Genomic DNA, 26,059 nt, shown 5'->3' on the forward strand with positions numbered 1-26,059 from the left:
CCAGCTTCCCCGCTGGTTCGCCCACTACAACGACGTCCACCCGCACAGGGCGCTGGGCTACAGATCACCCCGCGAGTACATCACCCAAACCCGCGAGACCCCGTCAGGCCTTTAGGGGGCAACAACAGTATCAGGCCCGAGGCCATCACGTGGCGCGTCGAAAGTGACGGCTCCTTCGCTTTTGGACGGAAGCATTTGGATGCTGACTTTCCGACGTTTGAACAGGTGGAGCGACTTACCGCGTGGACACGTCGAGAGCGCATCCGAACAGCGTTCATTGCGTGGAAGGAGTCGGTCGACTGAGGGTCCGCGGTCGACCCATGCCAGACGCCTGAGACGGAGACGATAAGTCGAACATGTATAAGAGCGAAGCCGATCGGCGGATCATTCGAGATGTACGACGTCGATTGGCTGAATTGCGAGTGGAATCACCGTGGGCGGATTGGCGGTATGCCGTCACTGTCTCGCAAGCCAAACACGCCGACTGGTACAGCCATCATATGCCAAAGCTGTACGAGAGTTTGGAGCCGCTACTACGTAATGCTGGTATCGACATGACTGAGACCGAGAGGCCCTTCGACCTTCTCGGGAACGTCACCGCATCTAGTTCGGACTGAGGTCCGCTCCCCACCCGTTGCAGACATACCGATCGGATGTAGGTTGCCCGAATGAGCGTCGAACGAGACGAGTATGGTGTGCCGACGGATCCTGCCGAGCGGATGCAGCAGGTGATGTTAGGGCTGTTCGATCTGCTCGATGAGGCGAAAGAGGCTGACTTCTCTGACACACTCGTTAGCGACCTGAACGGTGTCCGGCTGCGCTTCATGGATGAGTTCGAGAGGCGCTACCCCGGTTATGGCAAGGGTAGAGCCATCTGGCGCTGAACGTCTACTTTCCACCCGTAGCCGACATTCGGGTATGGTCCGCCTCACAACAGCTACGAACGCCAAGCACATCTATTCGTCGGCAGCTTTCGTCCCGCTGACGCCTGTCGCGCAACCGAAGAAGTATCGCGTGTATCGGACCTCCAGCCCTCGCTCGCGTAACATGGCCGTCAGCCCGGACGCATCGCCGAAGTTGGTGGAGTACGTACCGATCATGGCGAAGTCCTGCGCTCCCCGCAGCACGAAGCGCTCGAAAAGCGGGAGTACCACTTTCAGGTGCAAAAGATAGAGCGGACGTAGCCACCATCCGCGCGGGTCCGATGCCTCGATCAGGGAGAAAGCGCCGCCAGGTCGCAGAGTAACCGCAATGAGATCGGCGAGCCGCTCGTGCTGGCCGGTGTTGAACGTCTTCAGTCCGAAGGTGGATATGATAAAGTCCGCGCTGTCCGGCGAAAGGCGGCTCTCGAGAACGTCATCCTCCACGAAGCGGATCTTGTGGGCCCGATGCCGATGTAGGCGGTCCAGCGCACGGCGATGCATGCCGGCTGAGATGTCCACAGCCGTGATCGCCGCGACCGCGGGGAAGCGCTTCAGCAGATGTGGCCAGACCTCGCCCGTGCCCGCCATGAGGTCGTACCCGCTGGCGGGTTCATGAGCGTGCAGCGGCAGAGCTGCCACGCACTGCTTACGCCAACGCTCGGTGAAGCCGAAGGAGCAGAGCCAGCTGAACGCGATGTACCGATCGGAGCATCGGTCGAAGACGCCCTTCACGAAGGCGGGGTCGTAGATGTCGTGCGCGTCCGACGGATCACTTCCCACCATCACGCGACCACATACACCCGATCCGCCGCCGCGTCATTGCGCGACCACCAGCTTGCGAACGCTTACGCCCGCTCTTCACCCCGAGCCAGCATTCAGCGGTGGTCCGCTTTCGACCCATTGCGGACATTGGTATCTAGGAATTTCGTCACGCGCAGGCGGCTAAGCCACTCTGCTTCGATCATGGGAAAATGGAATCAGTATGACTGGCGCGGACGGGTTGAGCGAGACTGAGGATAAGGCGTTAAACAAGCGCGTGCTGACGTTCATATTGAGGGCCGGGTTATTCTGGAATAATCAGCCGTATGTTGAGTCCTGGGTTGGCGAAGACGGCATATTCTACCATCACGGTAGCTTAAGCGCTGGCGAGCACTTCTTTCAATTTCTTCGCTCCATTGGTGTTCTCTTCGATGAGGGGCGCAGGCATCGCTTTGTTATTCGTTCCGACGCGATCTCACATTATGCTGACTTTCTGATCGACAGCGGTTTCGAAATCGAGAGAGCCGTCGACGCATTGGTCGCCGTTGGCGGCGAGACTTGGTTGTGCACCTCTCGCGAGTCGTTCCAAGCAAAGTATTACGATGAGCCCGAAGGCTCCGGGCCGTTCGACCTACGACCGCTCATGCGCGACTTGGCGAGGCTTGGATACGCGCACGAGTCGAATGGGCAATACCGTTGGTCACCAACGATGGAGCCGATACTGAAAGCGCATCACCTTTAGCGTCAGCCGCGGCGCAGCGGATGTCTGCCTCCCACCCGATTGCGGACATTCGCGCCGGGTCTGCGCTTTGCGGACTACCCCGTTCAGGTCGACAGCGGCGTTCGCCGAGCTTGGTCCGAGCTGATATGAATGGATGTTCGTTGTTAAGCGGCGGGGATATAGCCGTTGACGGCCGCCTCTGGGTCGCTATTTCACGCGCACGATCGGGAGCGTTGGTGCAAAATCTAGCCGGCCCGTCTCCGTTATCCTTCCATCTCGCAGCTGCCCCTCGACCAGCTCGTAGCCCATCAGCGCAAAGGTGCGGTCGCCCAGGAAGATTGGGCGGGCATTGCCGTACCAATCGACACAGGATGCTTGACACCCATCATCGCGGGCGCGTTCAGCCTGAGCGGCAAGTTCGCCTGCCGGCGTGAAACGTCGCCGGTCGCGGCGTAGGTAGGCGACGGCCGAGCCCGACCCGAGGAAACGCGCCGCCGGGCGACCGCCGAGATCGCGGCTGATCGGTAAGCCGAGTACGCCCGACGCGCCATCGGGGCTACCGGCGTCGGGGCGGTAGAAGAAGGCCTGGCTGCGTCGCTCGCCCTCGCGCGCCGTCGGCAGGAAAAAGGTGTCGCCGAGCCGCGGCGTCGCCCCGGCGAGCTCGATCGCGCTGAAGCCGAGCCGCTCGCGCGCGTCGCTGCCGATGACGACCGCGTCCACGCCCATCATATCGATCCGATCGACCCCGTGCGGCGCGCTCACCTGCGCGATCGGTCCGCCGCCGAGCGGGACGACGAACACTGTCTTCACCCCCGCCTCCTGCGGGAACTCGCCTGCGGAGTAGACGAGGTTGCGTCCCACAAAGCGGTTGTGAAAAGACCAGTCCGGGTCACGGTTGAGGGGCAGCGGCCGGTAGGCGCGCCGGGGCGCGGTCGCCGAGCCATCACCAAAAATGTCAAGGGGCAGGTGGAGGAGCGCGGCATCGCCCTCGCTCACCTCCGCGCGCCACATCCGCTCGCCGTTGCTGTCGGCCCGCACCAGCACGTCGAGAGCGCGGGCCTTGCGGTCCTCGCGGAAGGAGAACCGGTCGACCGGCCCGCCCCAAGCCTGTGCCGCGCCCGGTCGTCCTCCGTCGAGCGGCAGGCGGTAGACGATCGCTCGATTGTCCGCCTCTTCCGCGGTGAAAGCGTCGGAGATCCAGACGTAGACGGCGTTGCCCGAGACATAGAAGTTGCGCGACTCCGACCCGAGCACGCCAACTGCTCGACAGGCGAACCGCTCGGCGGCCAGATCGCAAGTGGTCACGGTGTGGAGCGTGTTGAGATCGGCATCGGGATCGCGCCGGAGAGGCTGAGGCAGGTAGATGCGCGTCGCGGGCGCGGTTCGCTCGAAGGTGCCCTTCGGCGATCCGATCCAGCGCCGCAACGCGGGCAGCTGCGCCACGATCGGCTCCTCGATGTCGAGATCGAGAGGTGTATAGAAGATCAACCGGCTGCCGATCAGCCGGGAGGCATAGTTGCTCGAGGAGTAGTAGTCGTTTGATCGCAGGTGGTGGCTGTCCACGAAGCGTAATCGGCCGTCGACGGCGATGTCGAAGCGGTTCACCTCCGTGCCGCCGCGCGCATAGCTGTAGCCGACCACGATGACTCGATCGCCGGAAATCAGCATCTCGTCGTACCAAGCATCCTCGCCCGAAGTGCCCGGCGGAAAGGCGTCAATCCGATCGACGGCGCGCATTGCGCGGTCGCCGAGCGCGACGGTGAACAGCCGACCGCGCCGAAGCACGACCAGGTGGTCGCCGTGCACCTTCACGATGCCGCCTTCGTCGACGTCCACCTCCTGCGTGTTAGTGATGTTAGGCGTTGCAGCCTTCGTGCTGGTCACGACGATGTTGGACGAGTCGTCCATCGGCGAAGGCGCGGCGACGACCGGAGCCGCTGCCGAGGTCTCGGGCGCAGGCGGTGGTGGCGCAGGCATAGGTGGCGGTAGCAGGGCCGCATGGCTGCGCTGCTGGCGGGCGACCCTCCGTTTCAGGAAGGTGACGAGTTCCTTGTCATTCGCGAAAGCCTTCAGCGTGTTCGCCTGTGCGAGCGCGGCCTGCGGTGCCGTAGTTCCGATGAGCCCGGCGAGCATCACCATCCAGAACACTCGCATTCGCCTCTCCCTGATCTGGCTCGAAGCATATTGCTCCTCCGCGCCGACGCAAGCAGACGCGCGAGTGTGTCATCGGTCGAATTCACCACAAGGTGCCGATGCAGCAGAAAGTGAATGAGCGGTCGGTTTTGGGGAGGGCTCGATTGCCGCGGAGTGGCCGCTTGTGTGTCCTCGCCGCTGCATGGATGACATACGGCATCGGCCCGTCTCGATCAGCCAGTCAAAAAAAGGCCGGCCAGCTCCGGTCTGATCGACTACGTTGCGCGAAGCAACTACGGGCCTTGCCGCGTTGTGGAGGTCCGCGCGGAGTACCGCCTGATTACGAAGCGTGAGCCGCCCAACCCACATGGTCACCGGCTCGAGGTGACTGTTAGGCGCCTGAATCTGCTCAGGATGTACGCGCAGGATCGCTACGGGCTCGATGTTCCGTCCTGGTGCCGAGTAGTCCGAGCAGCCAGTGGCTCCTACCTTAGCTAAGCTTGTCCCGGCCCAAGGCGGCCTGAGTTGATAATCCCCTGAGTAGGTAGAGATTGGGCGCGACGATCGGGAGCCTATGCCCATGTCGACCACGCTCGCGCTGCTTCTCGGCCTACAGACCGCCGCCCCGCCGCCGACCCCGGAACCGGAACCGGCGCAGGAGGAGCCTACGGGCCGCCTCGGCCCCGCGCAGCAGGGGAGCGGCGACGTGGTCGTCACCGCGCGGCGGCGCTCGGAGTCGGTGCAGCGCGTACCCCTCGCCATCTCCGTCATCGGCGGCGAGGCGATCGCGGAGACGGGGGCCTACAATGTCAGCCGCCTCACCCAACTCCAGCCGTCGCTCCAATTCTACTCCACCAACCCGCGCAACTCCGCCGCGAACATCCGCGGGCTCGGCGCGCCGTTCGGGCTCACCAACGACGGCATCGAACAGGGCGTGGGCATCTATGTCGACCAGGTCTATTACAGCCGCATCGCGTCCGCCTCGTTCGACTTCACCGACACCGAACGGATCGAGGTGCTGCGCGGCCCGCAGGGCACGCTCTACGGCAAGAACACCACCGCCGGCGCGATCAACATCGTCACCCGCCGCCCCAGCTTCGAGCCCGAGGCGCGCGCCGAGCTGTCGCTGGGCGATTACGAGTTCGTCCAGGTCAAGGCGTCCGCCTCCGGCCCGCTCGTCGCGGACGCCGTCGCGATCCGCCTCTCCACCTCGATCACCACGCGCCGCGGCACGATCTACAACGTCCGGAGCCGCGAATGGCAGAACAGCCAGGATAACCAGGGCGTCCGCGCGCAGATCCTATGGCGCGCGGCGGACAATTTGGACCTCACGCTCACGGGCGACTATAACCGCCAGGACCCGAACTGCTGCGTACAATATTACGCCCGAGTCGGCGACACGCAGCGCCCGGCGAACCGCCGATATCCCGCGCTCGCGGCGGCGCAGGGCTACGCCGTCCCCTCGACCGACCCCTTCGACCGGCTGACCGACGTCGACACCGAGATCCGCGCCAAGCAGAAGCTCGGCGGCCTCTCGCTGCTCGCCGAGTGGGACCTCGGCCCCGGCACGCTCACCTCCGTCAGCGCCTACCGCTTCTGGGACTGGGACCCGTCGAACGACCGCGACTTCATCGGCCTGCCCATCACCACCGTCTCCGCCAACCCCTCGCAGCAGGAACAGTGGAGCCAGGAGCTCCGCTACGCCTCCAACGGCCGCGGCGCGCTCGATTACGTCGCCGGCCTGTTCCTCTTCCACCAGACGATCGACACGCAAGGGCTCCAGGTCCAGGGCTCCGCCGCCAGCGCCTTCCTGCTCAACCCGACGAGCGCCGGGGCGCGGAACAACGTACTGGACGGGCTGACCGCGCGCAACACCATCGCCTTCTCGAACACCAGCGCCGCCCTGTTCGGCAAGCTCACCTGGCGCCCCACGGACCGCCTCTCGATCTCGCCCGGCCTCCGCCTCAACTACGACCGCAAGAAGGGGAGCTACGTCTCCGTCGTCACCACGGGAATGGGCAGCACGACCCTCACCGCCGATCAGCGCGGCGTGCTCGCGCCGCAAGCCTACGAGCCCCGCTTCAGCCAATGGAACCTGTCGGGCGACCTCACGCTCGCCTACCAATTTTCCGACACCGTCAACGGCTACGCGACCTATGCGCGCAGCTACAAGTCGGGCGGCATCAACCTGTCGGGCCTCCCGCTCGACGCCGCCAACGACCCCATCCTTTCGGTCGCCAGCGTCGAGCCCGAAAAGGTCAACCACTTCGAGCTCGGCCTCAAGACGCAGTTCCTCGACCGCCGCGCGACCGTGAACCTCGCCGCTTTCTGGACGGAGATCGAGGACTATCAGGCCACCGTCACCAACAACCAGGTGGGCGTGCTCCGCGGCTACCTCGCCAACGCCGGCAAGGTGCGCACGCGGGGGCTCGAGCTCGACACCGCCTTTCGCCCGACCGAGCGCCTCAGCCTCTACGCCAACGCCGCCTATACCGACGCCGAATACGCCCGCTTCGTCGACGCCCCCTGCCCGCCCGAGCTGACGGGCGGCGCGCAGAGCCCGCCCAACTGCGACATCTCCGGTCAGGTCCTGCCCGGCGTGTCCAAATGGGCCGCGTCCTGGGGCGCGGAATACGGCGTGCCTACGCGGCTCGGCGACGTCGACGGCCGCTTCTACCTCGGCTACGACGCCAGCCACCGCTCGCGTTTCTCGTCCAACCCGTCGCCGTCCGTCTACACCTATGTGGACGGCTACTCGCTCCACAATTTCCGGCTCGGCTTCAAGTCGGACGGCTGGAACATCTTCGGCTGGCTCCGCAACGCCTTCGACGAGGAGTATTTCGACGTGCTCAGCGTCCAATCGGGCAGCACCGGCCTCATCGTCGGCCAGCCGGGCGACCCCCGGACCTACGGCGTCACGATCAGCCGCGCCTTCTGAGCCATGGACCCGACCGACCCCCGCCCGCCCGCGCTCACTCACTGGGCGCTGTTCCTCCGCTTCCTGCGCTTCGGCGCGCTGGCGTTCGGCGGCCCCGTCGCGCAGATCGCGATGATCCGCCGCGAGCTCGTCGACGAGGAGCGCTGGATCTCCTCCGACCGCTTCAACCGCCTGCTCGCCGTCATGCAGGTGCTCCCCGGCCCCGAGGCGCACGAGCTCTGCGTCCATCTGGGCGTCCGCGCCAAGGGCAGGCTGGGCGGCCTCCTGGCGGGCCTAGGCTTCATGCTGCCGGGCCTCCTGCTGATGCTGCTCCTCGCCTGGGCCTATACCCGCCTGCCCATCCGCGGCACGGCGCTCGGCGCGGCGTTCCTCGGCGTACAGGCGGCGGTGATCGCCGTGGTCGTCCGCGCCGTCCACCGCATCGGCGAGCACATCCTCACCGACCCCAAGCTCTGGGCGGCCGCCCTCGGCGCGGCCGCGGCGTCGCTCGCGGGCGTCAGCTTCTGGATCGTGCTCCCCACCGTCGGCGCGGCCTATGCGCTCGCCGCGACGCGCCGCCCCGCGCTCGCCGCGGCGGCGCTCGTCGTCGGCGCGTCGGTCGCTGCCCTAGCCCTCCTCGCCCGCCCCGAAGCCGCCGCCGCGGGCGCGGGCGCCGCCGCCCCCACCGCCGCCGCGCTGTTCTGGGCGGGGCTCAAGGGCGGGCTCCTGACCTTCGGCGGCGCCTACACCGCCATCCCCTTCATCCGGAACGATACGGTGGGCCGCGGCTGGATGACCGACGCGCAGTTCCTCGACGGGCTCGGCCTGTCGGGCGTGCTCCCCGCGCCGCTCGTCATCTTCGCCACCTTCGTCGGCTGGGTCAGCGGCGGCCCCGCCGGCGCGCTCGCGATCACGGCGGGCATGTTCCTCCCCGCCTTCGCCTTTTCGCTCCTCTTCTACGAGCGGCTGGAGGCGCTGGCCGAGCACAAACGCCTCCAGCTCTTCCTGGCCGGCGTCGCGGCGGGCGTGGTCGGCCTGATCGCGGTGACCACCGTCGACCTCGCCCGCACGGCCGCCGTCCGCACGCCCAGCCTGCTCGCGAGCGCGCTCATCTTCGCCGCGGCGCTGGCCGTCGCCTACCGCTGGCGCAGCAAGCTCGCCACGCCCGCCATCCTCGCGGTGGGGGCGCTGGTGGGAGTGCTCGCACTCGGCTGAACTCGACGGCCGCTAGCTTTATTGCCGAGTCGCGAACGCTGAGAGTGGATGGTCAGGTTCCGGAATATCGGCAATATACCGCAACAGGCATTTACGTCTGGTACTCAGCAGCACCCGAACGGAGCTGAGCCTCTGGAAGCGGGTCCGCTCAGACTTCGGCTCGCTCTGCAGACTTCATGGCATCCTCAACGTCGACGGCCAGATAGCGGGTCGTGCTCTCGACCTCCAGCATGGCCGAGCAGGATCTGCACGGCGCGCACCTTGCCAGTGGCTCTGTAGATGATGGACCCCTTGGGACACCGAAGTGAGGGCGTCCCATACTCATGAAACTGCAGGCCGGTGCTGATAACCCACTCGCCAATCAAGCGCGGGTACTGCCGCATTCTCATGTGCGCCATGTAGTCACTCCGGCTCAGGCACATGTAGTCGGTGAGCCTTCTGCCGCGCGGCTCCAGACATGCGCGTGTTGTATTCCGGGCCGTGTCCATCAGCTCGAACTGGACCGGCTGTTTGCTTTTCTGCTGCATAGTGGCCCGGCCCGTACGAGTGCGCAATGTCAGCATGTTGCCGTCGCGGGTGGTGACGGTGACCACCTCACCTGCGCGGCGGCTGTCCGCTTCTATGTCGGCGCGGACCTGCTGCGCGGTCGCGGTGGTGGGCTGTTCGATGGACTTCTTTTCAAGGCCGAGTAGCTGACGGAAAACTCCCATCATCTACTTACCACGGCGAGGTTCGCTCGCTGGTCAGTCTCAGCTAGGACATCACACCCGGCGTCGTGGCGTGAGGTTCACCTTACTTCGCTGTGGACGAGCGCGCTCGCTCAAATTACACATGGCCCGCTTTTAGCGGGGGAGAGAAATCATGGTGCTTAGAGCTGCGAAGCCGGTTCCCAGCAAGGACTACTATTCAATCACAAAGTATTACGGAAACACCTATATCATCGCTGACGATGATGGGGGTAGCCAGTATATCGAAGAGTTCTCAGGTAAGAGCCAGTTGCTCACCAAGGAGAAACTTTACGACGGCAACAAGGACGGCATAATCCAATTCGGCAACAACGGCATTCTCGACCTCGGTCAGCCCGACGCCTCCTCGCATACGATCAGGTTCTACGACATAAACCCGCTCAAGGGTCTGCGCTACCTGGGTGAGAACGGAGACGGGCAGTACGTCTACGCGAGTGCGGCCGTGCGGCCCAAGGGTGCGATCGAGGGAACCGTTGGCCAGGACTCCTTCACGGGCAGGACCAACGTCGCGGACACGTTCTTCTTTGATGGCGCTCTCGACTCGGGTTCGGGCCGGGACACGATCGCGAACTTCGGCAGCGAAGATCGGATCATATCCACTCTCCCCTTTTCCCTGGACCCCTTTGGCAGCGGTGATCTGGTCGCCGAGGGAGACTTCGGCGGCTCTGCTCTATCCATCGTGGACACGAGCGGTAGGGTGGCCGATGGCGTCACACTGCTCAGCACGTACCAGGCGCACGGATTGACGTACTACGTCTACAAGCCGACGTTCACGACGGGCGCAACCGCGCCCGATCCCGAGTTCTGAGGCGTAGGGCATGGGGTCGGTCTTGCGATCGACCCTATGCTTCAGACGATTACCACTTCGACAGTAATTTGTCGCGAGGCGGAGAAGTCGAGCGGGTATGTGCGACCGCGGCGATCTGCTCATTGAGATCGGGCCGTCATGTGAGCGTGACGATCGTGGGTCAGAGCACGCTCATCCACACCTCCACTGGAGCGGCTTGCTCCGCGGACGTTAAACCTAGCGCCATCACTAGCGAGACGAAGCCGGCGATCTTGTTCTCCGGTCGGCACACGGGCTTGGCAAGCCCGGTCCTTCGGCGCCCAGCAACATCGCGTTACGTCGGCCCGGACGCCAGTCGGCCAGCTGCGCCGCGCCCGCGGGGCTGAGTGCGACCACCCCGAAGCGGTGCCGTGTCAGCAAGGACAGCGGGTCCTCTCCGCGCTCTAGCCGGGCGAAGGGCACCAGTAGCGCCGCCCCAACCGACACTCGGATCGCCTTGCGGTAGAGCGGGTCGCAGCAGTCGGCGTCGAGCAGCACCGCGGCCGCCCCGCAAGCGGCGGCGTTGCCGAAGACGCCGCCCATGTTGTCGTGATTGGCAATGCCGGACAGCAGAAGCACGTCGACGTCGCCGCGCAGCCCAGCCAAGAGCGCGTCGGCGGTCGGCGTCTCGACGCGGCGGCCAATAGCCGGGATACCCCGATGCATCGGAAAGCCGGCGATCGCGTCCATCACGGGTTGCGCGGCCACGAAGACGGGTACGTGGTCGGCAAGTTGGGTTAGGAGCGGGCGAAGCCCCTCCAGGCGCTTGGTTGCAATCAGCAGGGACATCGGCCGGTGCAGCGCGCTCCCGACCAGCTTCTCGACAACCACCTTGCCCTCGGCGACGAACAGCCCCGCGCGGCCGACCAGGTCGCGTTCGCGGACGTCGCGATACGCCTCGATGCGAGGGTCGGCGGGGTCCGCGATCTCGACAAAGCTGGGCATGGCTTCGACTAGCCTCGTCAACTTCCAAGGCGAAGCGGGTCGTGCCTCACCCCGGCGATGCGGCGGAATCCCGCCTGCGCGCCAGCGCGATACCGGCCAGGTTCTTGGACCGGGGCACGAGCCTGCACCGCACACGCGCGATCCCGGCGATCGCCGCCTTGAACGCGTCGAGGTGCGGCTGAAGCTGCGGGCTGCGGCACTTGGTCCTGCCGCTCGCCTGTCCGATCACCACGGCGGAGTCGCCGACGAGGAGCACGTCGTCGGCACTAGCCGCTCGCGCAAGCGCGACGGCGTGAAGCAGGGCCAGCCACTCGGCTTCGTTGTTGTCGCCGGATCCCAGGTCGTCGCGGAAGTGCGCCACCCCGCGCATAACCACCGCCGTCTCGATCGGGCCCGGGTTGGGCCGGCAGCCGCCGTCGAAGTGGAGCGTGAGCCGTCCGGTCATGGGAACAGGTGCGTCACGGTCGCTTCCGGCATGAGCGCCTCGATGAGCAGCGAACGGTGGCAGCCGGCGGGCTCGCGCTCGAAGCACAGGAGCGCGGTGCGCCGTTCGGCCGCGAGCGCCAGGAGCTGCGCTCCTTGCGCCATAGCGTCGGGCAGCTCGAGCTGGCCGGCGTAGACGCGGGCGAGAGTCGCGTGGTCACCGCGTCGCGCCGCTTCACGGCCTTCCGTGGGCGTGCCGAGCGCCTTCAGCCCGACATAGTCGATGCCCGCGTCGCACAGCCCGTTCGCCAGGACGTTCTTGGAGAAGCCCGGGCGGCGCGAGAGCGGGACGGCGCGTATGTCGGCCAGGATCTCGACACGCGCCGCATGGAGCGCCGCGATCAGCTCGGCCTGCGTCGCGCCTTCGTAGCCGATGGTGAAGATTCGCATCCCGGCAACATGGGCTGAGGAACCGTAGGAGACCAGCGCCGCTTGCGCCGGGTCCGCCGAGCGCCGATCCTCCGCCCATGCCTCGCAACCGCTACTACGCCGGCCCGCCGTCCGATCACTTCGACGGTCTGCGCTTCTTCAACCCCGGCCAGCCGAGCACCGACCGAAGCTTTGGGCAGCTGCTCCGCTGGCAACTGGGCGGCGGCAGGGCGCGCTGGCCCCTCGCCGTGGAGGTCCGGCAGGTCAAGCCGGAGCTCTGCGTCGACGGGCTCGCCGTTACGATGATCGGCCATGCCAGCGTGCTGATCCAGGTGGCGGGGCAGAATATCCTTGTCGACCCGGTCTGGTCGGAGCGCGCCAGCCCTGTCTCCTGGGCCGGGCCCAAGCGGGTGGCGCGGCCGGGCGTCGCGCTTCATGACCTGCCGCCGATCGACGCCGTGCTCGTCACGCACAACCATTATGACCACATGGACATGCCCACATTGCGCCGGCTCCACGCCGCGCATCGGCCCCGGATCGTGACCGCGCTCGGCAACGACGCGATTATCGGCGCGGCTGTGCCCGGCGCGAATACGGTCGCGCTCGACTGGCACGACGCGCACGAGCTGCGCAAGGGCGTTGGCATCACCGCCGTACCCGCCCACCACTGGTCGGCGCGCCGGGGCGGCGACCGGCGCATGGCGCTATGGTGCGGCTTCGTGATCCGCACGCCCGAGCACCTGGTCTACGTCGTCGGCGACACCGGCTACGGCGACGGCGCGATCTTCCGCGACATCCGCACCCGCTACGGCGCGCCGGACGTCGCGATCATCCCGATCGGCGCCTATGAGCCGCGCTGGTTCATGCGCGACCAGCACGTCGATCCGGACGAAGCAGTCCGCATCATGCTCGACTGCGGCGCGGCTCAGGCGCTCGGCGTGCACTGGGGCACGTTCCAGCTGACGAACGAGGGGAGAGATGCCCCGAGGCATGCTCTCACGAGCGCGCTGCTGGCACGCGGGATCAAGCCTGCTCGCTTCTTGGCGATGAAGCCGGGGGACAGCTGGCAATCGTCTGAGGCTAAGGAGAACTGAGGTGTGGACGGAACGGTACCGTAAGCACGGCGCTCAACTGCGCTACACCTGCCCCAATCTGACGGGAGCGGGCAAGGCGATAGCCAAGGAGTTAGCCGCGTGACCGTCCGTGTTCTGCTTGCCGGCGGCACGGGGCTCGTCGGTGGGCTCCTTACCGGTCGGCTGCTCGCGCGCGGCGACGTGGTGCTGACCAGCTTGGTGCGGTCGCCACGTCGCGCTGAGGAGAGCGCGATCGACTTCGAGGCGCTGGCGGCCGATCCGGTGGAAGCGTTCGGGTCAGAACCGGTCGACGTCGGCGTCTCCTGCCTCGGCACGACGATCCGCGCCGCGGGCTCGCAGGCCGCGTTTCGGCGCGTCGATCGCGACTATGTCTTGGCGGTCGCGCGCGCGGCACGGGCGCGAGGCGCGCGCCGCTTCGTGCTCGTCACCTCAGTGGGCGCGGGCGCGCGCAGCTTCTACCTGCGGGTGAAGGGCGAAGCGGAGGTGGGCGTGCGCGCTCTCGGCTTCCAGCGCGTGGACCTGGTCCGGCCGGGGCTGCTCCTAGGAGAGCGCGCGGAGCGGCGGCCGGGCGAGCGGCTGGCGCAACGCCTCGCGCCGTTTCTGGACCCGCTGCTGCTAGGGCGGCTCGACCGCTACGCCGCCTTGCCCGCGACCACGGTCGCCGCAGCGATTGAGCGGCTGATCGGCGCAGCGGCGCCCGGCATCTACGTCCATCACAACCGCGAGCTGCGCGCGCTGGCGGACGGCAGGCACGCGGGCTAGCGTCGCCTGCCAACCGGAAACGAGGAACAGGCGAGGCGGCGAGCGGCTATGGCGATCCTGATGGGCTTGCTGGCGTCGACTGCGCCCGCGCAAAAGATTGACATAGCCGCGCGCATCCTGCCGCCGCGCGCCACGCCCGGCGAGGCGTTGCGCCCGTATTTGGGCCTAGCCGCGTAGTCGCCACTCCGCTCTCGACCTCGGGTGGACGCCTGCCATTTGCCCGCTTCCGACCGGTAAAGGCACTCCGGATGTGGCGCGCGTGCTGAGCGTCGCGGAAAGCTGAGAGCAGAACCAGCGGCCCGAGCTTCCTTGCAGCTTTGACGGGACGTGGCCGTGACCTTAGAGCCGGTCGCATCCGTTATGGATGTAAGTCTCGGACCTGCGCCGGTGCGGAGTTGAAGACCAGACAGGGGAGCGCCGACCAGCTTGTCCGATGGGAACGAGAAGCTTGTGCTTGCCGCCGAGATCACGGCCGCGTGGCTCCGCAACCCGAGCACGCGTGCGAGCGCGGACGAAGTGCCGACGTTCCTCGCGCGCATGTACGAGGCCGTGAGCGGGCTCGAGCAGCCGCAAGCCGTAACGGCGGAGGAGCCGGAGGCGGAAGCGTTCACGCCCGCCGTGTCGGTGAGGAAGAGCCTCGCGAACCCCGACCACATCGTGTCCATGATCGACGGCAAGCCGTACAAGACCTTGCGCCGGCACCTCGCAACTCGTGGTCTTACGCCCGAGCAGTATCGCGAGCGCTACGGACTCAAGCCTGATTACCCGATGACGGCGGCGAACTACTCGGAGGCGCGCCGCGCCATGGCCAAGCGGATCGGGCTAGGGCGCAAGCCTGCGCAGAGCGCCGCGCCTGAGGACACGGGCGCAGCCGCGTCGGACGCACCCAAGCGTGCTCGCGGGAAGACCGTCGGCGCTTGAGCCGCGTCAGCGCCCACCTACGCTCACCAGCCCCGATAGGGCTCGCAAGCGACCCCGTCATTGTCAGCGTCCAGCTCGTTCCGGTAACCCGGCGAGCCGCGGTGGATCGGCGCCGCTCCAGCGGCACGCGCGTCCGCACACCGCGCATAGTAGACCGAGCGCTCGGCAACCTCGACCCCCTCCGTCGGATTCGTGCTCACGGTCCAGAGGCTCTGGAGCTGCGGCGTCACCGTCCAGGTGACCAGACCCACGAAGAGTGACGCGCTCGCGAGCTGGCCCAAGAACGGGCGGGGCAGGGCAGGCCGGCGAGTGTGCGGACGCTGCTGGTAAGGACCGCGCGAGCGTTGTGCTCGCCTAAAGTTAGGATAGCGCTCCGCCACGCGACGAGCGTCGCAGAGGTGCGTTGCTGAGTAGCTAACGGAGGTCCGCTGTAACCGTCCGGTCTGCCCCGCCTTGCGTCTGGCGTGAGCCGCAAGCCACAGGTGCGGCACTGTGGCAGGCACTGGTGCGGCACTATGGCTACGCGGATCATCGAGCTGACGGAGGGCGTCGGGGCGGAGCCCCGGCGACGGTTCAGCGACGACGACAAGGCGCGGATCGTGTCGGAGGCGATGCTGCCGGGCGCGAGCGTGGGCGAGGTCGGGAGGCGTCACCGGGTGTGCTCGTCGCTGATCTACCGCTGGCGGCGTAAGCTGCTGCGCGACGGGCTCGCGCTCGAGCCGGCGGCGCTGCCGGCCCCCACGTTCGTGCCCGTCGAGGTGGCGGGTGCGTAAGCGTCCGCCCATCACCGTCGAGGACAGCAGCTATGTCCGCTTGGGACTGGAACGGACATCGTTGACGGTGTCATAACCGTTCGGTTGTGACACCATCGCGAACAGCAACATCACCGCGAGCGGCGCGCCTTCTCTCGATTCCCGCACGTCGCCATGTCGCACCAGCGCCGCGATCGATTCTTTGTTCGATCGAGGAACAACCAGCGGCAATCATTCGGCGGGCACTGTTTCAGCCGATCGAGTTCGCTGCCCCGCAGGAGGTCAAGAGCCGCCCAGGCGAGCGGCCCCACGATCCGATCATCCGGCGCGAACGTCAGGGTGGCGGGCGCGCCGTTCAGCGAGGCAACTTCTAGGCTCCGAGCGGCCATGTCGCGGATCGTCGCCATGGACTCCCCCCTTGGCGTGGAGCCGGTGGCGATCGTCGCGCCCGCATCCATGATCGCGGCGCGCAGCCCATGCACGTCCGCCACGAGCGCGTCCCGCGCCGCATCCGGCACGGTGTAGGACGGTTCGACCAGCCCGACCATGCGCGCCCAGGCGGCAATATCATCAGCATCGGCGAGGTAATCGATTTCGCGGAGCGTTCCCCGCCAGCCTATGGTGTTGGCGAGATCGAGGGCGAGATCGCCCGCCACGCGGTGCGGCAACGGCGGATGAGCGGACATAGGGCATCAATCGTTCAGGCGTCGCTTCGCTCCTGGGGCCGCAGCAGCGCGACTCCGGCCGCGACGAGCAGCAGCAGCGTTCCGCCGATTTCGGCCCAGCCGATGCGTTCCCCAAACAGCAGCGCGCCGGCAGCGAGCGCGACGATCGGCGAGACGAAGGCGTAGAGGCCGGCGCGCACCGTGCCCCACTCGCGCATCAGCACGAGGTAGATGGTGTAGGCGACAATGGTGCCCAGCAGTGACAGGAACAGTAGGCTCCCTAGTGCCGTGGGCGTGATGAGCTTGGAGAGCGTCGCGGCCGTGATCGGCTCGAACGCGAGCGAGAGGGCGAGCAGGGTCGCCCCGCCGATCGCGGCTTGAACCAGGGTGAGGGCGAGCGGCTTGACCGGCCCGACCAGCGGGCGCGCGACCACGCTCCCCAGGCAGTAGCAGGCGGTCCCGGCGACGATCGCGGCGAGCCCGAGGCCGCTTCCGCCGCTCCCCTCCCCCAGCCGCGTCCAGAACAGGCCGACCAACCCCGCCAGGCCGATCGCGAGCGCAACGGCGTGTCGCCAGGTCGGGCGTTCCTCTCCCGTCAGGGCGGCGAGCGCGAACAGCATGACGGGGATCAGCGCGAGGTTAACCAGGCCGGACAGCCCCGAGGGGACGTGCTGCATCCCCCAGAACAGCAGCCCGTAGGTGCCGGTGTTGACCAAGAGGGCGGACGTGATCGTTCGCCCTGAGCGCCCATCGGCGAATGCCGCGCCAGCCCCGCGCGCCGTCACCACCAGCAGCGCGGCGGTGAGCAGGTAGCGCGAGGCCGCGAGAAGGAGCGGCGGGAGGTCCGTCAGGCCGAACTTGATCGCCGCCCAGGTCAGGCCCCAGATCAGCGACATGGTCGCGAAATAGGCGAGGTTCCGGCCCACCCTAGCGGCTCAGCGCAGGCCCTGTTCGTTGACCAGGATGCGGTGGATTTCGATCCGCTCGGGCAGCTCGATCAGAAACTCGGGGTCGCGATCGAGATGGTGAACCTTGGTCGGTTCGCCCTTGGTGAAGGCCGTCATGGCTTCCATGTCGGCCCAATAGGAGATCGTGACGAACCAGCTTTCGTTGTCGCGGTCCTCGCGAAAGAGCTGGACGCCGAGCGCCGTCTTTTCGAGCGGCGGGATGCCTTCCGCGCGCAGGTAGGGTTCATAGCGGTCGGCGACCTCGCGACGGGTGCGGCCGCGCCAGATGCGCGCGATCGTGGGCTTGGTCGGCATGGTGGACTCCTTGAGGCAGGCGGGCAGGAGCGCCGCGCCGGCCATCGCCAGCACGGCGCGGCGATTAAGCATGGACGCGGCCGAGGAAGTCGCGCACGAGCGGCAGCGCCTCCCCGAAGTGCGTTTCCAGCAGCCAGTGACCGGCCCCGTCGAGCAGATGAAGTTCGGCGTCGGGCAGGTCGCGCAGGTAAGCGCGTCCCGAAGCGGCCGGCATATAGCCGTCCTCCGGCCCCCAAAGAATCAGCGTGGGCGGCCGGTGTTCACGCAGATAGGCTTGGTAGCGGGGGAACCAGGCCAGGTTCGCTTCCAGCTTCTCCATGAGCCCGACCGCGACCCGGCGACGAACGGGCGTGTCCATCAGCGGCCAATGCAGCTTCCACAGATCGGGAGGCACCCGCTCGGCGACGCCCTTGTCCACTTCCCCGACGAACTCGGCGCGAAAGCCGTCCTCGTTCACCGCGTCTTCGAGGGGCTTGCGCTTCTCCGGCGTCTTATCGGCCCAATACGCCTTGATCGTCTCGTATTTGGGGCCAAGCACGTCCTCGTAAATGTCGCCGTTCTGGATGATGAGGGCGGTCACCCGATCAGGGCAGGCTATGGCGTGGCGGAGCCCGACTTGCGAACCATAGTCGTGCAGCCAGAGCGCATAGCGCTTGAGCCCGAGAGCATCGGCGAAGCTCCGTAGGAAGCCGGCATAGGCGTCAAAATCATAGCCGAACGTCGCGGGATCGGGCGTGCCGCTATGACCGAAGCCGGGATAGTCGGGCGCGACCGTGCGCCAGCGATCGGCGAGCGCGGGCATGAGCCGGCGAAACTGGAACGACGAGCAAGGATAGCCGTGCGGGAGCAGCAGCACGGGAGCATCGGCCGGCCCAGCCTCTCGATAGAACACGTCCGTCCCGTCAATCGTCGTTCTCAGGTGGCGAACGTCGCCTGCCATGCCGGGCCTCCCTGTTGATTCCGCCGCGCCGGACGGCGCGCAGCTCGCGAGCATCCCGGTCCCGACCGCTCCCACGAACTGACGCCTCGAGACGACCATGCGAAATCCTTCTAACCAGCAAAATAACTTTAGCCGGTTATGGGTTCCAGGACGACGAACTTTGTGAAAAGGGAATGAAGGTCAAAACCGGTCGGTTGTGACCCGCCGAATGGGCGACGGCTGCGTGCCCGTTCGCTGGTGGCCGAACCGTGTTTCACAATGTCCGCTCCCCACCCCAAGCAAATGTTCGGCATTCACCCGCGCCCGGCAATCGCTGTCATCCCGGTGTTCAGGACAACGCCGACCAGCTCCAGGGCAGCAGCTCGTCCAGCTTGTTGACGGGGTGTCCGCACCCGACCCGTTCGAGCACGTCGGCGAGCCACGCTTCCGGATCTATGCCGTTCAGCTTGGCGGTGTGAAGCAGAGTGTGCATCGCGGTCGCCCGCTCGCCCCCGCAGTCCGCGCCTGCGAACAGCCAGTTCTTCCTGCCCACCGCTATGCCGCGCAGCGCGTTCTCGGCCAGGTTGTTGTCGATCTCGAGCCGGCCGTCCTCCGTGTAGGCCAGGAGCGCCGGCTTGAGCTTGACCGCGTAGCGCAGCGCTTCCGCAAGCGGTGAGCGAGCGGACGCTCGCGCGAGCATGTCGTCGGCCCAGGCGAAGAAGTCGAGCGCACGAATGCGCGAGAGCTTGCGCGCGCGGCGGCGGTCCTCGTGCGGGTCCTGCGCGATGCCCCGCTCGACCTCGTACAGCTCCCGGATGATGCGCAGGCCTTCGCTCGCCGCGGACGACGGGTCGGCCGTGAACACCTCGTGGAGCTTGCGCCTGGCGTGCGCCCAGCACGCGACGGGCGTGATGGGCCCAGGCTTGCGGTCCGGGTCGTAGAGCCGCTCGAAGCCGGCGTACGCGTCCGCCTGCAGGTGCCCGGAGAAGGTCGCCAGATGCTCCCGGGGCCGCTCCCCCTTGCGGTCCGGGCTGTAGCGGAACAGCGCCGCGGGCTTGTCGCTGGGCCGCCATCGTCGGTTGTCGCGCAAGTAGACCCATAGCCGGCCCGTTGCGGTCTTGCCCGTGCCGGGTGCGAGCACCGGGACCGGCGTGTCGTCGGCGTGGAGCTTGGGGCTCGCCATGACGTGGGTAGCGACGTGGTCGACCAAGGGCTGCAACAGCCAGCTCACCTGACCCAGCCAGTCGGCCATGGTCGAGCGGCTGAGCTCCACGCCGTCGCGAGCGTAGATCCGCGACTGGCGGTAGAGCGGCAGGTGGTCGACGAACTTGCTCACCGCGACATGCGCCAGGAGCTTGGGCCCTGCGCGGCCCCGCGGCACGGGCAGGCTCGGCGCCGGAGCCTGGGTGATGGCATCGCACCGCGAGCAGGCGAGCTTGGGGCGGACATGGCGAACGACGTGGAAGCGGCCGGGCACATACTCCAGCACCTCCGTCGCGTCTTCACCCAGGCGCGCCATGGAGCCGCCGCAGGCGGAGCAGCCGTGGGCGTCGGGTGCGGCGTGCACGACCTCCTCACGCGGCAGGTGCGCGGGTAGCGGCTCGCGCTTCGGCTTGCGGCCGGGTTGCGCGGCTTGGTCCGGCGGAGCTGCGTCTGCGACAACGCACTCGGCGTGGGCGTGCTCGGCTTCCAGGTCCTCAAGCGTCAGCTCCAGCTGGTCGGCGAGCTGGGCCAGGCGTTCGGACGACTGACCGAACTTCATGCGCCGGAGCCGCGCGAGCTGCACCTTCAGCTTCTCGATCTGGAGCGACGTCAGCTTGAGCGAGTTCTCGGCCCGCTGCAGGTCGGAACGGGTCTTCTCATGCGCCTCGCGCTCGTCGCACAACGCCTGCTCGGACGCCGCGAGCCGGGCCTGCATCTCGGCCGCGAACGCCCGGAGCGCTTCGGGGTCCTGAGGCAGTTCGGCCACGTCTGGAGACATGCTTCACCTTACCAGACGGGCGACTCGGCCCCAAGCGGAAACGGCAGAAGTCAGGGCTTTTCCAGGCTGATCCCGCCTACATCTGCATCGGCACGCGAGGTGCCGCGGGCGCTACTGTGCGCCGCCAGTCCATCGCCTCCACGAGCAGCGCGAACTGGGCCGGCGTCAGCACAACACCGTCGTCCACGAGGGGCGGCCAGATGAACCGGCCGCGCTCCAGGCGCTTGGCGTAGAGCGCCAGGCCCGACCCGTCCCAGTGGAGCGCCTTGAGGTAGTTGCCGCTCCGGCTCCGAAACAAGAACACGTGGCCCGAGTAGGGCTCGGCCGCGAAGGTGGGCCTGACCAGCGCGGCCAAGCCGTCGAAGCCGAGCCGCATACTGACCGGCCGGCTCGCCAGGTACACCTTGGTGCCGGCCGCGAGCGAGATCATGGTGCGTGCCGCAGGGCGCGGAACACCCGGGCCAGCGCCTTCTCGCTCACCTGCGCGTCGACGGTGAGGCGCACGCCCGACGGCAGGTCGACCTGGATGCCGCCGCGCTCAGGCTCGGGACGAGCCGCGTCGGGCCGGTCACCGGCAGCTTCAGAGCCCGGCCGGTGCGGCGCTGGAGCGCGCGACGGCGGCTCAGGCTCGAGAATATGGGCGGATTTGGCTGAGCTCGTCTCTATTATGGTGGACGGCAACTCGGCCACCATGCCGTACGGAACGATGCGCAGCGGCTCGCCCGCTGTTGGCTCGGCGCAGCGGCGGCGCTTGCGCCAGTCGTAGATGAGGCTTTCGGCGATGCCGTAACGCCGAGCGACCTGCGCTACCACCGCACCCGGTCGCGCCGCCTCCGCCAGCACCTCGGCCCGCTGCTCGTCCGTGTAGCTGCGCCGCCGCTCCGTCCGCGCGATAATCTCGACCCGGCTCATCCCAGAGGCTCCATTCGGAGCACGAAAGGAGGCTCCGGACGGGCCTGGTCATGCTCGGGGCGACTCACGCAGGCAACACGGGGGACAGCGGACGCGTACGCGGGTGCAACCGTCCAGGCGCAGCCTGATCCGCTTGGGCTAGGCGTGGTGGAGGTGGTCGGTCGCACCGGGCAACGTGTCCGCCTCGCGCCACCGGTGGACACCCGCGTGCTGAAGGCGGTGCTGGCGTCGTTGGCGTGATAGGCCCGCCCGCCGGCGTCCGCGTGTATCTGGCGGCCGGGGTCACCAATATGCGCAAAGGGTTTAGTGGCCTGGCGGCGCTCGTCCAGCAGCGGCTGCGCCAGGACCCGTTCGGCGGTGCCGTGTACGCCTTTCGGGGCCGGCGCGGCGATCTCGTCAAGCTGCTGTGGTGGGACGGTCAGGGGCTAGTGCTCCACGCCAAGCGGCTCGAGCGCGGTCGGTTCACCTGGCCGGCGACCGTCGACGGCGTGGCCGTGCTCACGCCAGCCCAGCTTTCCATGTTGCTGGAAGGGGTGGACTGGCGGCATCCGATACGCTCGTCACAACCGACGCTGGCCTGGTAAGAACGGCTGTTTTCCGTCGTTTTCGCGTGAGTTAACGGTCCAGTTCTGATATAAGCGGGCGTGTCGCTCGACGCCGCCTCGCTGCCCGACGATGTCGGCCTGCTCAAGGCCATGTTGGTCGCCGCCGACGCGGAGGTGGAGCAGCTCCGCATGCTTGTCGCCAAGCTCCGGCGCATGGCGTTTGGGCGCTCGTCGGAGCGGCTGACGCGAGAGGCCGACCAGCTGGAACTCAGCCTTGAGGAGGTCGAGGCGGAAGCCGCGGCCAGGGTGCCGCCCGCGGTTGCCCGTGCCCGCGACGCCGCCAAGCCGCACCGCCAGCCGCTCTCTGAGCACTTGGCCCGCGAGGATGTCGTGCACGAGCCGCCCTGCGTCTGCCCCGACTGCGGCGGGACCATGCGACGCATGGGCGAGGATGTGACGGAGCAGCTGGACTATGTGCCCGCCTCGTTCCGGGTCGTGCGCCACGTCCGGCCTCGGCTGAGCTGCCGGTCGTGCGAGCGCATCGTCCAGGCGCCCGCACCGGCCATGCCCATCGAGCGCGGCCGACCCAGCGCCGGCCTCCTCGCGCATGTGCTCGTGTCCAAATACGCCGACCATCTGCCGCTCTACCGTCAGTCGGGCATCTACGCCCGGCACGGCGTCGACCTCGCGCGCTCGACGCTGGCCGACTGGGTCGGGCGCTCGGCCAAGCTGCTCGACCCGCTGGTGGACGCACTCGAGCGCCACGTCATGGGCGGCTCTACGCTCCACGCCGACGACACGCCGGTCCCGGTGCTCGCGCCTGGCGTTGGCCGCACCAAAACGGGCAGACTCTGGACCTATGTGCGGGACGAGCGTGGGGCTGGCGGCAAGGCCCCGCCCGCCGTGCTGTTCCGGTATGCGCCCGACCGGAAAGCCGAGCGCCCGGCCGAACACCTCCGCTCGTTCCGGGGCGATCTGCACGCCGACGGCTATGCGGGCTTCGACCGGCTCTACGGTGACCGGATCCAGGAGGTAGCCTGCTGGGCGCACGTCCGCCGCAAGTTCTACGACGTCTACGCAGCAACCGGCTCCGCCACCGCGCGCGAGGCGCTCGGCCGCACCGCCGGGCTCTACGCGGTCGAGGAGGACGTGCGTGGCCGCCCGCCGAACGAGCGGCGACGGGAGCGCCAGGCCAGGGCCGGGCCGTTGCTCGACCAGCTCCGATGTTGGCTCGACACGACGCTACCCAAGCTGTCCCGGCGCTCGGACCTGGCGGTCGCGGTCCGCTACGCGCTCGCGCGCTGGCCAGCGCTCGTCCGCTACGTCGATGACGGCCGCCTGGAGATCGACAACAACGCCGCCGAACGGTCGCTCCGGGGTGTCGCGCTCGGGCGCAAGAACTGGCTGTTCGCCGGCTCCGACCAGGGTGGTCACCGCGCCGCCAGCATCTACAGCCTGGTCGAGACCGCCAAGCTGAACGGCGTGGACCCGCAGGCTTGGCTCGCCGACACCATCGCGCGCATCTCGGACCATCCGGCCCGTCGCGTCGCCGAGCTGCTGCCCTGGAACTACCGCACGGAACACAGCGCCGGACGGATCACGAAGCCCTGACCGGCTTCGCTTGCGGTCCTAACGCACCGAGTTCCTCCAGTGCGAAGACCCCATCCGCGCGCTCGACATGGGTGAACCCCTCCGCCATCAAGATCGCCGCGGCTTCCGCATACTGCATCATCAACCGCTCAGATGCTCTGCGCGCCCAGATATGTCGGTGTATGCGGCTTGCGGCTTCCCGACGTTCCGAGGACCATTGCCGTTTGGACCTCTCCGAGCGCTCGTTCTGTGCCGACATTCCAGCGTGCTACCACAAAGGCCGAACCCGGTCAGCTTTCGACATCACCGGACGCTTACGGTCCGCTTTCGACCCCTAGCGGACATTCGCGGCGGGATGCCAGCAGAAGCAACGGCCGATTGCGAATGTCGCCTAATTACGGTTACTCGGCCCCGATGGGAGCCGGTTCATCCTACGCAAGCTGGTGGCGGCCCCTTCCCCTGTGGTTGAAAGGGGTCACTCTTTTCGTCGCTTATCCGGCTTGGGTCTTCATCATGTACTGCGTTTTGGCGGGGCAAGCCAAAAGCGCAGCGGCTGTTTTGGCTGTCGTTGCGTTCTCAGTTGCCGCGCTGCTCCACATCGCATTCGATAGTCGCAATCGGCGGGGCGAACTGGAACGTGACGTCGGTCTAGAACTGACCGACGGGAGCGAATGACCGCCTTTCACCCTTAGCTGACATTCAATGCCGGGAACGCAGCCACCTCCAAGCCTGATACGACTGGACCCACAATGCTGCGGCTACAAACAGAATGATAAAGCCGTGGAGGCCGAGCCCAAGCAGGAACAAGTAGGGGTTCGCTGACCACTCCACTGTCAGATCGGGATCGATGAAGCTTGTGATGAGCAGCGGCTTTCCGAGCACCGCGGCCCACACCCGCGCAATCTCCACGCACAGGATCATGGTCAGCAGTGGTACACCCAAGAGGACCGACAGCCGCTCACGACGCGTGAGCAGCCCTTGCCGCTTTGATGTGGTGCCTTCCATCCCCGACATACGAGAATAGTACCGGACAAGGCCGCGCACTTGAAGCCGGCCATGTCCGCTTTCCACCCTTAGCCGACCATTCGGCGGTGGTCCGCTTTCGACCCAAAGCAGATGGGGTGGATGGCTCCCGCTCACGGCATCTGAGTGCCAAGCTTGTGGAAGTTGTCGAAGCGACCACAAGCGAGAGGAGCCACCCACATGGAGGTTAGCACGGTCGGCCTTGATCTGGCCAAGAGCGTTTTCCAGGTCCACGCGGTTGACGCTGCCGGCACGGCGGTAATCAGGAAGGCGCTCCGGCGAGGGCAGGTGCTGCCCTTCTTCGCCAAGCTTCCGCGTTGTCTCATCGGCATGGAGGCGTGCGGGACGTCGCACCATTGGGCGCGTGAGCTGGGCAAGCTCGGCCACGAGGTACGGCTCATGCCGCCAGCGTACGTCAAGCCCTACGTGAAGCGCGGCAAGACGGACGCCAATGACGCGGAGGCGATCTGCGAGGCGGTGACGCGGCCGAGCATGCGCTTTGTGCCGGTGAAGTCGGCCGAGCAACAGGCGGCCTTGGCGCTGCACCGTACCCGCGACCTCCTGGTCAAGCAGCGCACCCAGCTCGTGAACATGGTCCGCGGGCTCTTGGCCGAGTTCGGCATCGAGATGGCGCGCGGGCTCCACCATGCGCTCAGCCTCGCGGCTCGGCTGTCGGCCGGGGAGGCGGCGGACGTGCCCGCCTTAGCCCAGCGGGTGGTGACCGGTCTTGCCGATCAGATCGGTGCCGTGCAAGTCCGGTTGGCCGCGCTCGAGCGCGAGCTCGTCACCTGGCACAAGCAGAACGAGCTGTCGCAGCGGCTGGCGACCATACCCGGCGTCGGCGTGGTCTCGGCCACCGCGCTCGCCGCCTCGGTCGTGGAGCCCGAGCGCTTTCGTTCGGGTCGCCAGTTTGCGGCATCGCTGGGGCTCACCCCGCTTCAGAACTGTTCAGGCGGCAAGGAGCGCATGGGCAGGATCTCGCGCATGGGCGACCGCTACCTGCGCCGCCTCCTGGTGGTCGGCATGACGTCGCTGGTTCGGCGCGCCCGGGCCAAACCGGAGGCGGTCGACCCGCGCATCACGGCCATGCTCGGGCGCAAGCCGGTGCGCGTGGTCACGGTGGCCGCCGCAAACCGGACCGCGCGCATCGCCTGGGCCGTCATGACCCGCGGCGAGAGCTACCGAGCCCCAATCGCCGCAGCGGCTTGAACCACGAACAACACAGCTTCACGAGGTTGCAAGGTCGAAGCGACGTGATGGCGTAACCGGTCAGAACCGGGAGCCGGAACACCCCGCCGAATGTCTTGGGCGTTCAAGCCCGCAAAGCAGAGTGGGACCCGTGCTCCGCGGATACCATCAGGGCCAGCGGTCAACATGCCGACCGCACCAACAGGCCGGACAGAAGACTGCACCCGACCAACACGCCTGAACGTCAAATCACCCCTTGCAACGCGGGAGCCATCCACAGAGGACGTTAGTGCCACCACTCTTCAACGGTGAGCACGCCTCCTGAGAGGGTCACCGACACATCCACCCCTTCTTCGACTTTGCGGGAACGGCTGAACGAGCACGTAGCCACGGCGACCTCTCCGCAAA

At 67.2% G+C, this 26,059-nt stretch carries 29 protein-coding genes; 14 read left to right on the forward strand and 15 right to left on the reverse strand.

Translation table 11 applies throughout. The features are described from left to right. Together CKY28_RS17950 and CKY28_RS17955 are read left to right on the forward strand one after the other, a co-directional pair. Positions 1–115 (forward strand): integrase core domain-containing protein (locus tag CKY28_RS17950; RefSeq protein WP_141243959.1); only part of this gene is annotated, 115 nt, incomplete at its 5' end. Positions 116–668: 553 nt separating this feature from the next. After that, complete coding sequence (locus tag CKY28_RS17955; protein WP_095999774.1) at positions 669–884, forward strand: hypothetical protein; 216 nt, start codon at positions 669–671, stop codon at positions 882–884. A 72-nt stretch (positions 885–956) separates the two neighbouring features. On the opposite strand, the gene CKY28_RS17960 is transcribed toward CKY28_RS17955, so the two are convergent. Then, the gene (locus CKY28_RS17960; protein WP_095999775.1) at positions 957–1,706 is read right to left on the reverse strand and encodes a class I SAM-dependent methyltransferase; all 750 of its coding nucleotides are present in this window, start codon (positions 1,704–1,706) and stop codon (positions 957–959) included. Positions 1,707–1,905: 199 nt separating this feature from the next. On the opposite strand from CKY28_RS17960, the gene CKY28_RS17965 reads away from it, so the two are divergent. After that, positions 1,906–2,424, forward strand: a complete 519-nt coding sequence (locus CKY28_RS17965) for a hypothetical protein (RefSeq protein ID WP_095999776.1) — start codon at positions 1,906–1,908, stop codon at positions 2,422–2,424. 186 nt (positions 2,425–2,610) lie between these two features. Here CKY28_RS17965 and CKY28_RS17970 read toward each other — a convergent pair whose 3' ends face one another. Beyond that, positions 2,611–4,542: a beta-propeller domain-containing protein gene (locus CKY28_RS17970; RefSeq protein WP_176473196.1), complete on the reverse strand. Its 1,932-nt coding sequence runs from the start codon at positions 4,540–4,542 to the stop codon at positions 2,611–2,613. Positions 4,543–5,116: 574 nt separating this feature from the next. Here CKY28_RS17970 and CKY28_RS17975 point away from each other — a divergent pair. Beyond that, positions 5,117–7,474: a TonB-dependent receptor gene (locus CKY28_RS17975; protein WP_095999797.1), complete on the forward strand. Its 2,358-nt coding sequence runs from the start codon at positions 5,117–5,119 to the stop codon at positions 7,472–7,474. Between the two features lie 3 nt (positions 7,475–7,477). Next, the gene (chrA, locus tag CKY28_RS17980; RefSeq protein WP_095999778.1) at positions 7,478–8,668 is read left to right on the forward strand and encodes a chromate efflux transporter; all 1,191 of its coding nucleotides are present in this window, start codon (positions 7,478–7,480) and stop codon (positions 8,666–8,668) included. Between the two features lie 185 nt (positions 8,669–8,853). Here the strand turns inward: chrA and CKY28_RS19220 are convergent, their stop codons facing one another. Beyond that, positions 8,854–9,381, reverse strand: coding sequence for a site-specific integrase (locus tag CKY28_RS19220; protein ID WP_245841927.1), 528 nt, complete (start codon positions 9,379–9,381; stop codon positions 8,854–8,856). Between the two features lie 148 nt (positions 9,382–9,529). On the opposite strand from CKY28_RS19220, the gene CKY28_RS17990 reads away from it, so the two are divergent. Then, complete coding sequence (locus tag CKY28_RS17990) at positions 9,530–10,222, forward strand: hypothetical protein (protein WP_095999779.1); 693 nt, start codon at positions 9,530–9,532, stop codon at positions 10,220–10,222. Positions 10,223–10,450: 228 nt separating this feature from the next. On the opposite strand, the gene CKY28_RS17995 is transcribed toward CKY28_RS17990, so the two are convergent. Genes CKY28_RS17995 through CKY28_RS18005 form a run of 3 tightly spaced genes read right to left on the reverse strand, consistent with a single transcriptional unit; the run spans position 10,451 to position 12,058 of the window. Continuing rightward, complete coding sequence (locus CKY28_RS17995) at positions 10,451–11,185, reverse strand: TrmH family RNA methyltransferase (RefSeq protein WP_095999780.1); 735 nt, start codon at positions 11,183–11,185, stop codon at positions 10,451–10,453. A 46-nt stretch (positions 11,186–11,231) separates the two neighbouring features. Further along, positions 11,232–11,630 carry a reverse transcriptase-like protein gene (locus CKY28_RS18000; RefSeq protein ID WP_095999781.1) on the reverse strand — a complete coding sequence of 133 codons (399 nt, stop codon included), beginning with the start codon at positions 11,628–11,630 and terminating at the stop codon, positions 11,232–11,234. Beyond that, positions 11,627–12,058, reverse strand: a complete 432-nt coding sequence (locus tag CKY28_RS18005; RefSeq protein WP_095999782.1) for a DUF488 domain-containing protein — start codon at positions 12,056–12,058, stop codon at positions 11,627–11,629. Before CKY28_RS18005 ends, CKY28_RS18000 begins: the two co-directional genes overlap by 4 nt. 77 nt (positions 12,059–12,135) lie before the next feature. On the opposite strand from CKY28_RS18005, the gene CKY28_RS18010 reads away from it, so the two are divergent. The 4 genes from CKY28_RS18010 (at position 12,136) to CKY28_RS18020 (ending at position 14,814) form a co-directional block, all read left to right on the forward strand. After that, positions 12,136–13,131 carry an MBL fold metallo-hydrolase gene (locus tag CKY28_RS18010; RefSeq protein ID WP_095999783.1) on the forward strand — a complete coding sequence of 332 codons (996 nt, stop codon included), beginning with the start codon at positions 12,136–12,138 and terminating at the stop codon, positions 13,129–13,131. A gap of 99 nt (positions 13,132–13,230) precedes the next feature. Next, a complete protein-coding gene (locus CKY28_RS18015) occupies positions 13,231–13,893 on the forward strand; it encodes an NAD(P)H-binding protein (RefSeq protein ID WP_095999784.1) in 663 nt (220 codons plus the stop codon). A 48-nt stretch (positions 13,894–13,941) separates the two neighbouring features. Next, the gene (locus tag CKY28_RS19305) at positions 13,942–14,070 is read left to right on the forward strand and encodes a hypothetical protein (RefSeq protein ID WP_281253269.1); all 129 of its coding nucleotides are present in this window, start codon (positions 13,942–13,944) and stop codon (positions 14,068–14,070) included. Between the two features lie 273 nt (positions 14,071–14,343). Then, positions 14,344–14,814 carry a Ros/MucR family transcriptional regulator gene (locus CKY28_RS18020; RefSeq protein ID WP_245841928.1) on the forward strand — a complete coding sequence of 157 codons (471 nt, stop codon included), beginning with the start codon at positions 14,344–14,346 and terminating at the stop codon, positions 14,812–14,814. Between the two features lie 23 nt (positions 14,815–14,837). Here CKY28_RS18020 and CKY28_RS18990 read toward each other — a convergent pair whose 3' ends face one another. Then, entirely contained in the window at positions 14,838–15,065 is a 228-nt protein-coding gene (locus CKY28_RS18990; protein WP_245841929.1) for an excalibur calcium-binding domain-containing protein, read from the reverse strand. 264 nt (positions 15,066–15,329) lie between these two features. Between CKY28_RS18990 and CKY28_RS18030 the strand changes: the two genes are divergently transcribed. Beyond that, positions 15,330–15,587: a transposase gene (locus CKY28_RS18030; protein WP_095999787.1), complete on the forward strand. Its 258-nt coding sequence runs from the start codon at positions 15,330–15,332 to the stop codon at positions 15,585–15,587. A gap of 110 nt (positions 15,588–15,697) precedes the next feature. Here CKY28_RS18030 and CKY28_RS18035 read toward each other — a convergent pair whose 3' ends face one another. The 7 genes from CKY28_RS18035 to tnpA form a co-directional block, all read right to left on the reverse strand. Continuing rightward, positions 15,698–16,222: a CGNR zinc finger domain-containing protein gene (locus tag CKY28_RS18035; protein WP_217989620.1), complete on the reverse strand. Its 525-nt coding sequence runs from the start codon at positions 16,220–16,222 to the stop codon at positions 15,698–15,700. A 44-nt stretch (positions 16,223–16,266) separates the two neighbouring features. Beyond that, a complete protein-coding gene (locus tag CKY28_RS18040; RefSeq protein ID WP_095999789.1) occupies positions 16,267–17,157 on the reverse strand; it encodes a DMT family transporter in 891 nt (296 codons plus the stop codon). Between the two features lie 9 nt (positions 17,158–17,166). Next, a complete protein-coding gene (locus CKY28_RS18045) occupies positions 17,167–17,565 on the reverse strand; it encodes an antibiotic biosynthesis monooxygenase family protein (RefSeq protein WP_217989621.1) in 399 nt (132 codons plus the stop codon). Then, positions 17,558–18,433, reverse strand: a complete 876-nt coding sequence (locus tag CKY28_RS18050; protein ID WP_095999790.1) for an alpha/beta fold hydrolase — start codon at positions 18,431–18,433, stop codon at positions 17,558–17,560. Before CKY28_RS18050 ends, CKY28_RS18045 begins: the two co-directional genes overlap by 8 nt. A 328-nt stretch (positions 18,434–18,761) precedes the next feature. Further along, positions 18,762–20,393: an IS66 family transposase gene (tnpC, locus tag CKY28_RS18055; protein ID WP_095999791.1), complete on the reverse strand. Its 1,632-nt coding sequence runs from the start codon at positions 20,391–20,393 to the stop codon at positions 18,762–18,764. Between the two features lie 76 nt (positions 20,394–20,469). Then, positions 20,470–20,823: an IS66 family insertion sequence element accessory protein TnpB gene (tnpB, locus tag CKY28_RS18060; protein WP_095999792.1), complete on the reverse strand. Its 354-nt coding sequence runs from the start codon at positions 20,821–20,823 to the stop codon at positions 20,470–20,472. After that, positions 20,820–21,305 carry an IS66-like element accessory protein TnpA gene (gene tnpA / locus CKY28_RS18065; protein WP_095999793.1) on the reverse strand — a complete coding sequence of 162 codons (486 nt, stop codon included), beginning with the start codon at positions 21,303–21,305 and terminating at the stop codon, positions 20,820–20,822. Before tnpA ends, tnpB (CKY28_RS18060) begins: the two co-directional genes overlap by 4 nt. Before the next feature lie 236 nt (positions 21,306–21,541). Here tnpA and tnpB (CKY28_RS18070) point away from each other — a divergent pair, with 236 nt between their 5' ends. Both tnpB (CKY28_RS18070) and tnpC (CKY28_RS18075) read left to right on the forward strand, forming a co-directional pair. Continuing rightward, positions 21,542–21,889, forward strand: coding sequence for an IS66 family insertion sequence element accessory protein TnpB (gene tnpB, locus CKY28_RS18070; protein WP_095999794.1), 348 nt, complete (start codon positions 21,542–21,544; stop codon positions 21,887–21,889). 111 nt (positions 21,890–22,000) lie between these two features. Continuing rightward, positions 22,001–23,461 carry an IS66 family transposase gene (gene tnpC, locus CKY28_RS18075; RefSeq protein WP_095999799.1) on the forward strand — a complete coding sequence of 487 codons (1,461 nt, stop codon included), beginning with the start codon at positions 22,001–22,003 and terminating at the stop codon, positions 23,459–23,461. Between the two features lie 678 nt (positions 23,462–24,139). Here the strand turns inward: tnpC (CKY28_RS18075) and CKY28_RS18080 are convergent. Next, positions 24,140–24,445, reverse strand: a complete 306-nt coding sequence (locus CKY28_RS18080; RefSeq protein ID WP_141244003.1) for a hypothetical protein — start codon at positions 24,443–24,445, stop codon at positions 24,140–24,142. 198 nt (positions 24,446–24,643) lie between these two features. Here CKY28_RS18080 and CKY28_RS18085 point away from each other — a divergent pair, with 198 nt between their 5' ends. Further along, the gene (locus CKY28_RS18085) at positions 24,644–25,672 is read left to right on the forward strand and encodes an IS110 family RNA-guided transposase (RefSeq protein WP_095999796.1); all 1,029 of its coding nucleotides are present in this window, start codon (positions 24,644–24,646) and stop codon (positions 25,670–25,672) included. Positions 25,673–26,059 lie beyond the last annotated feature (387 nt).

The organism is Sphingomonas lenta, from assembly GCF_002288825.1.
Taxonomy (GTDB): Bacteria; Pseudomonadota; Alphaproteobacteria; order Sphingomonadales; family Sphingomonadaceae; genus Sphingomonas; species Sphingomonas lenta.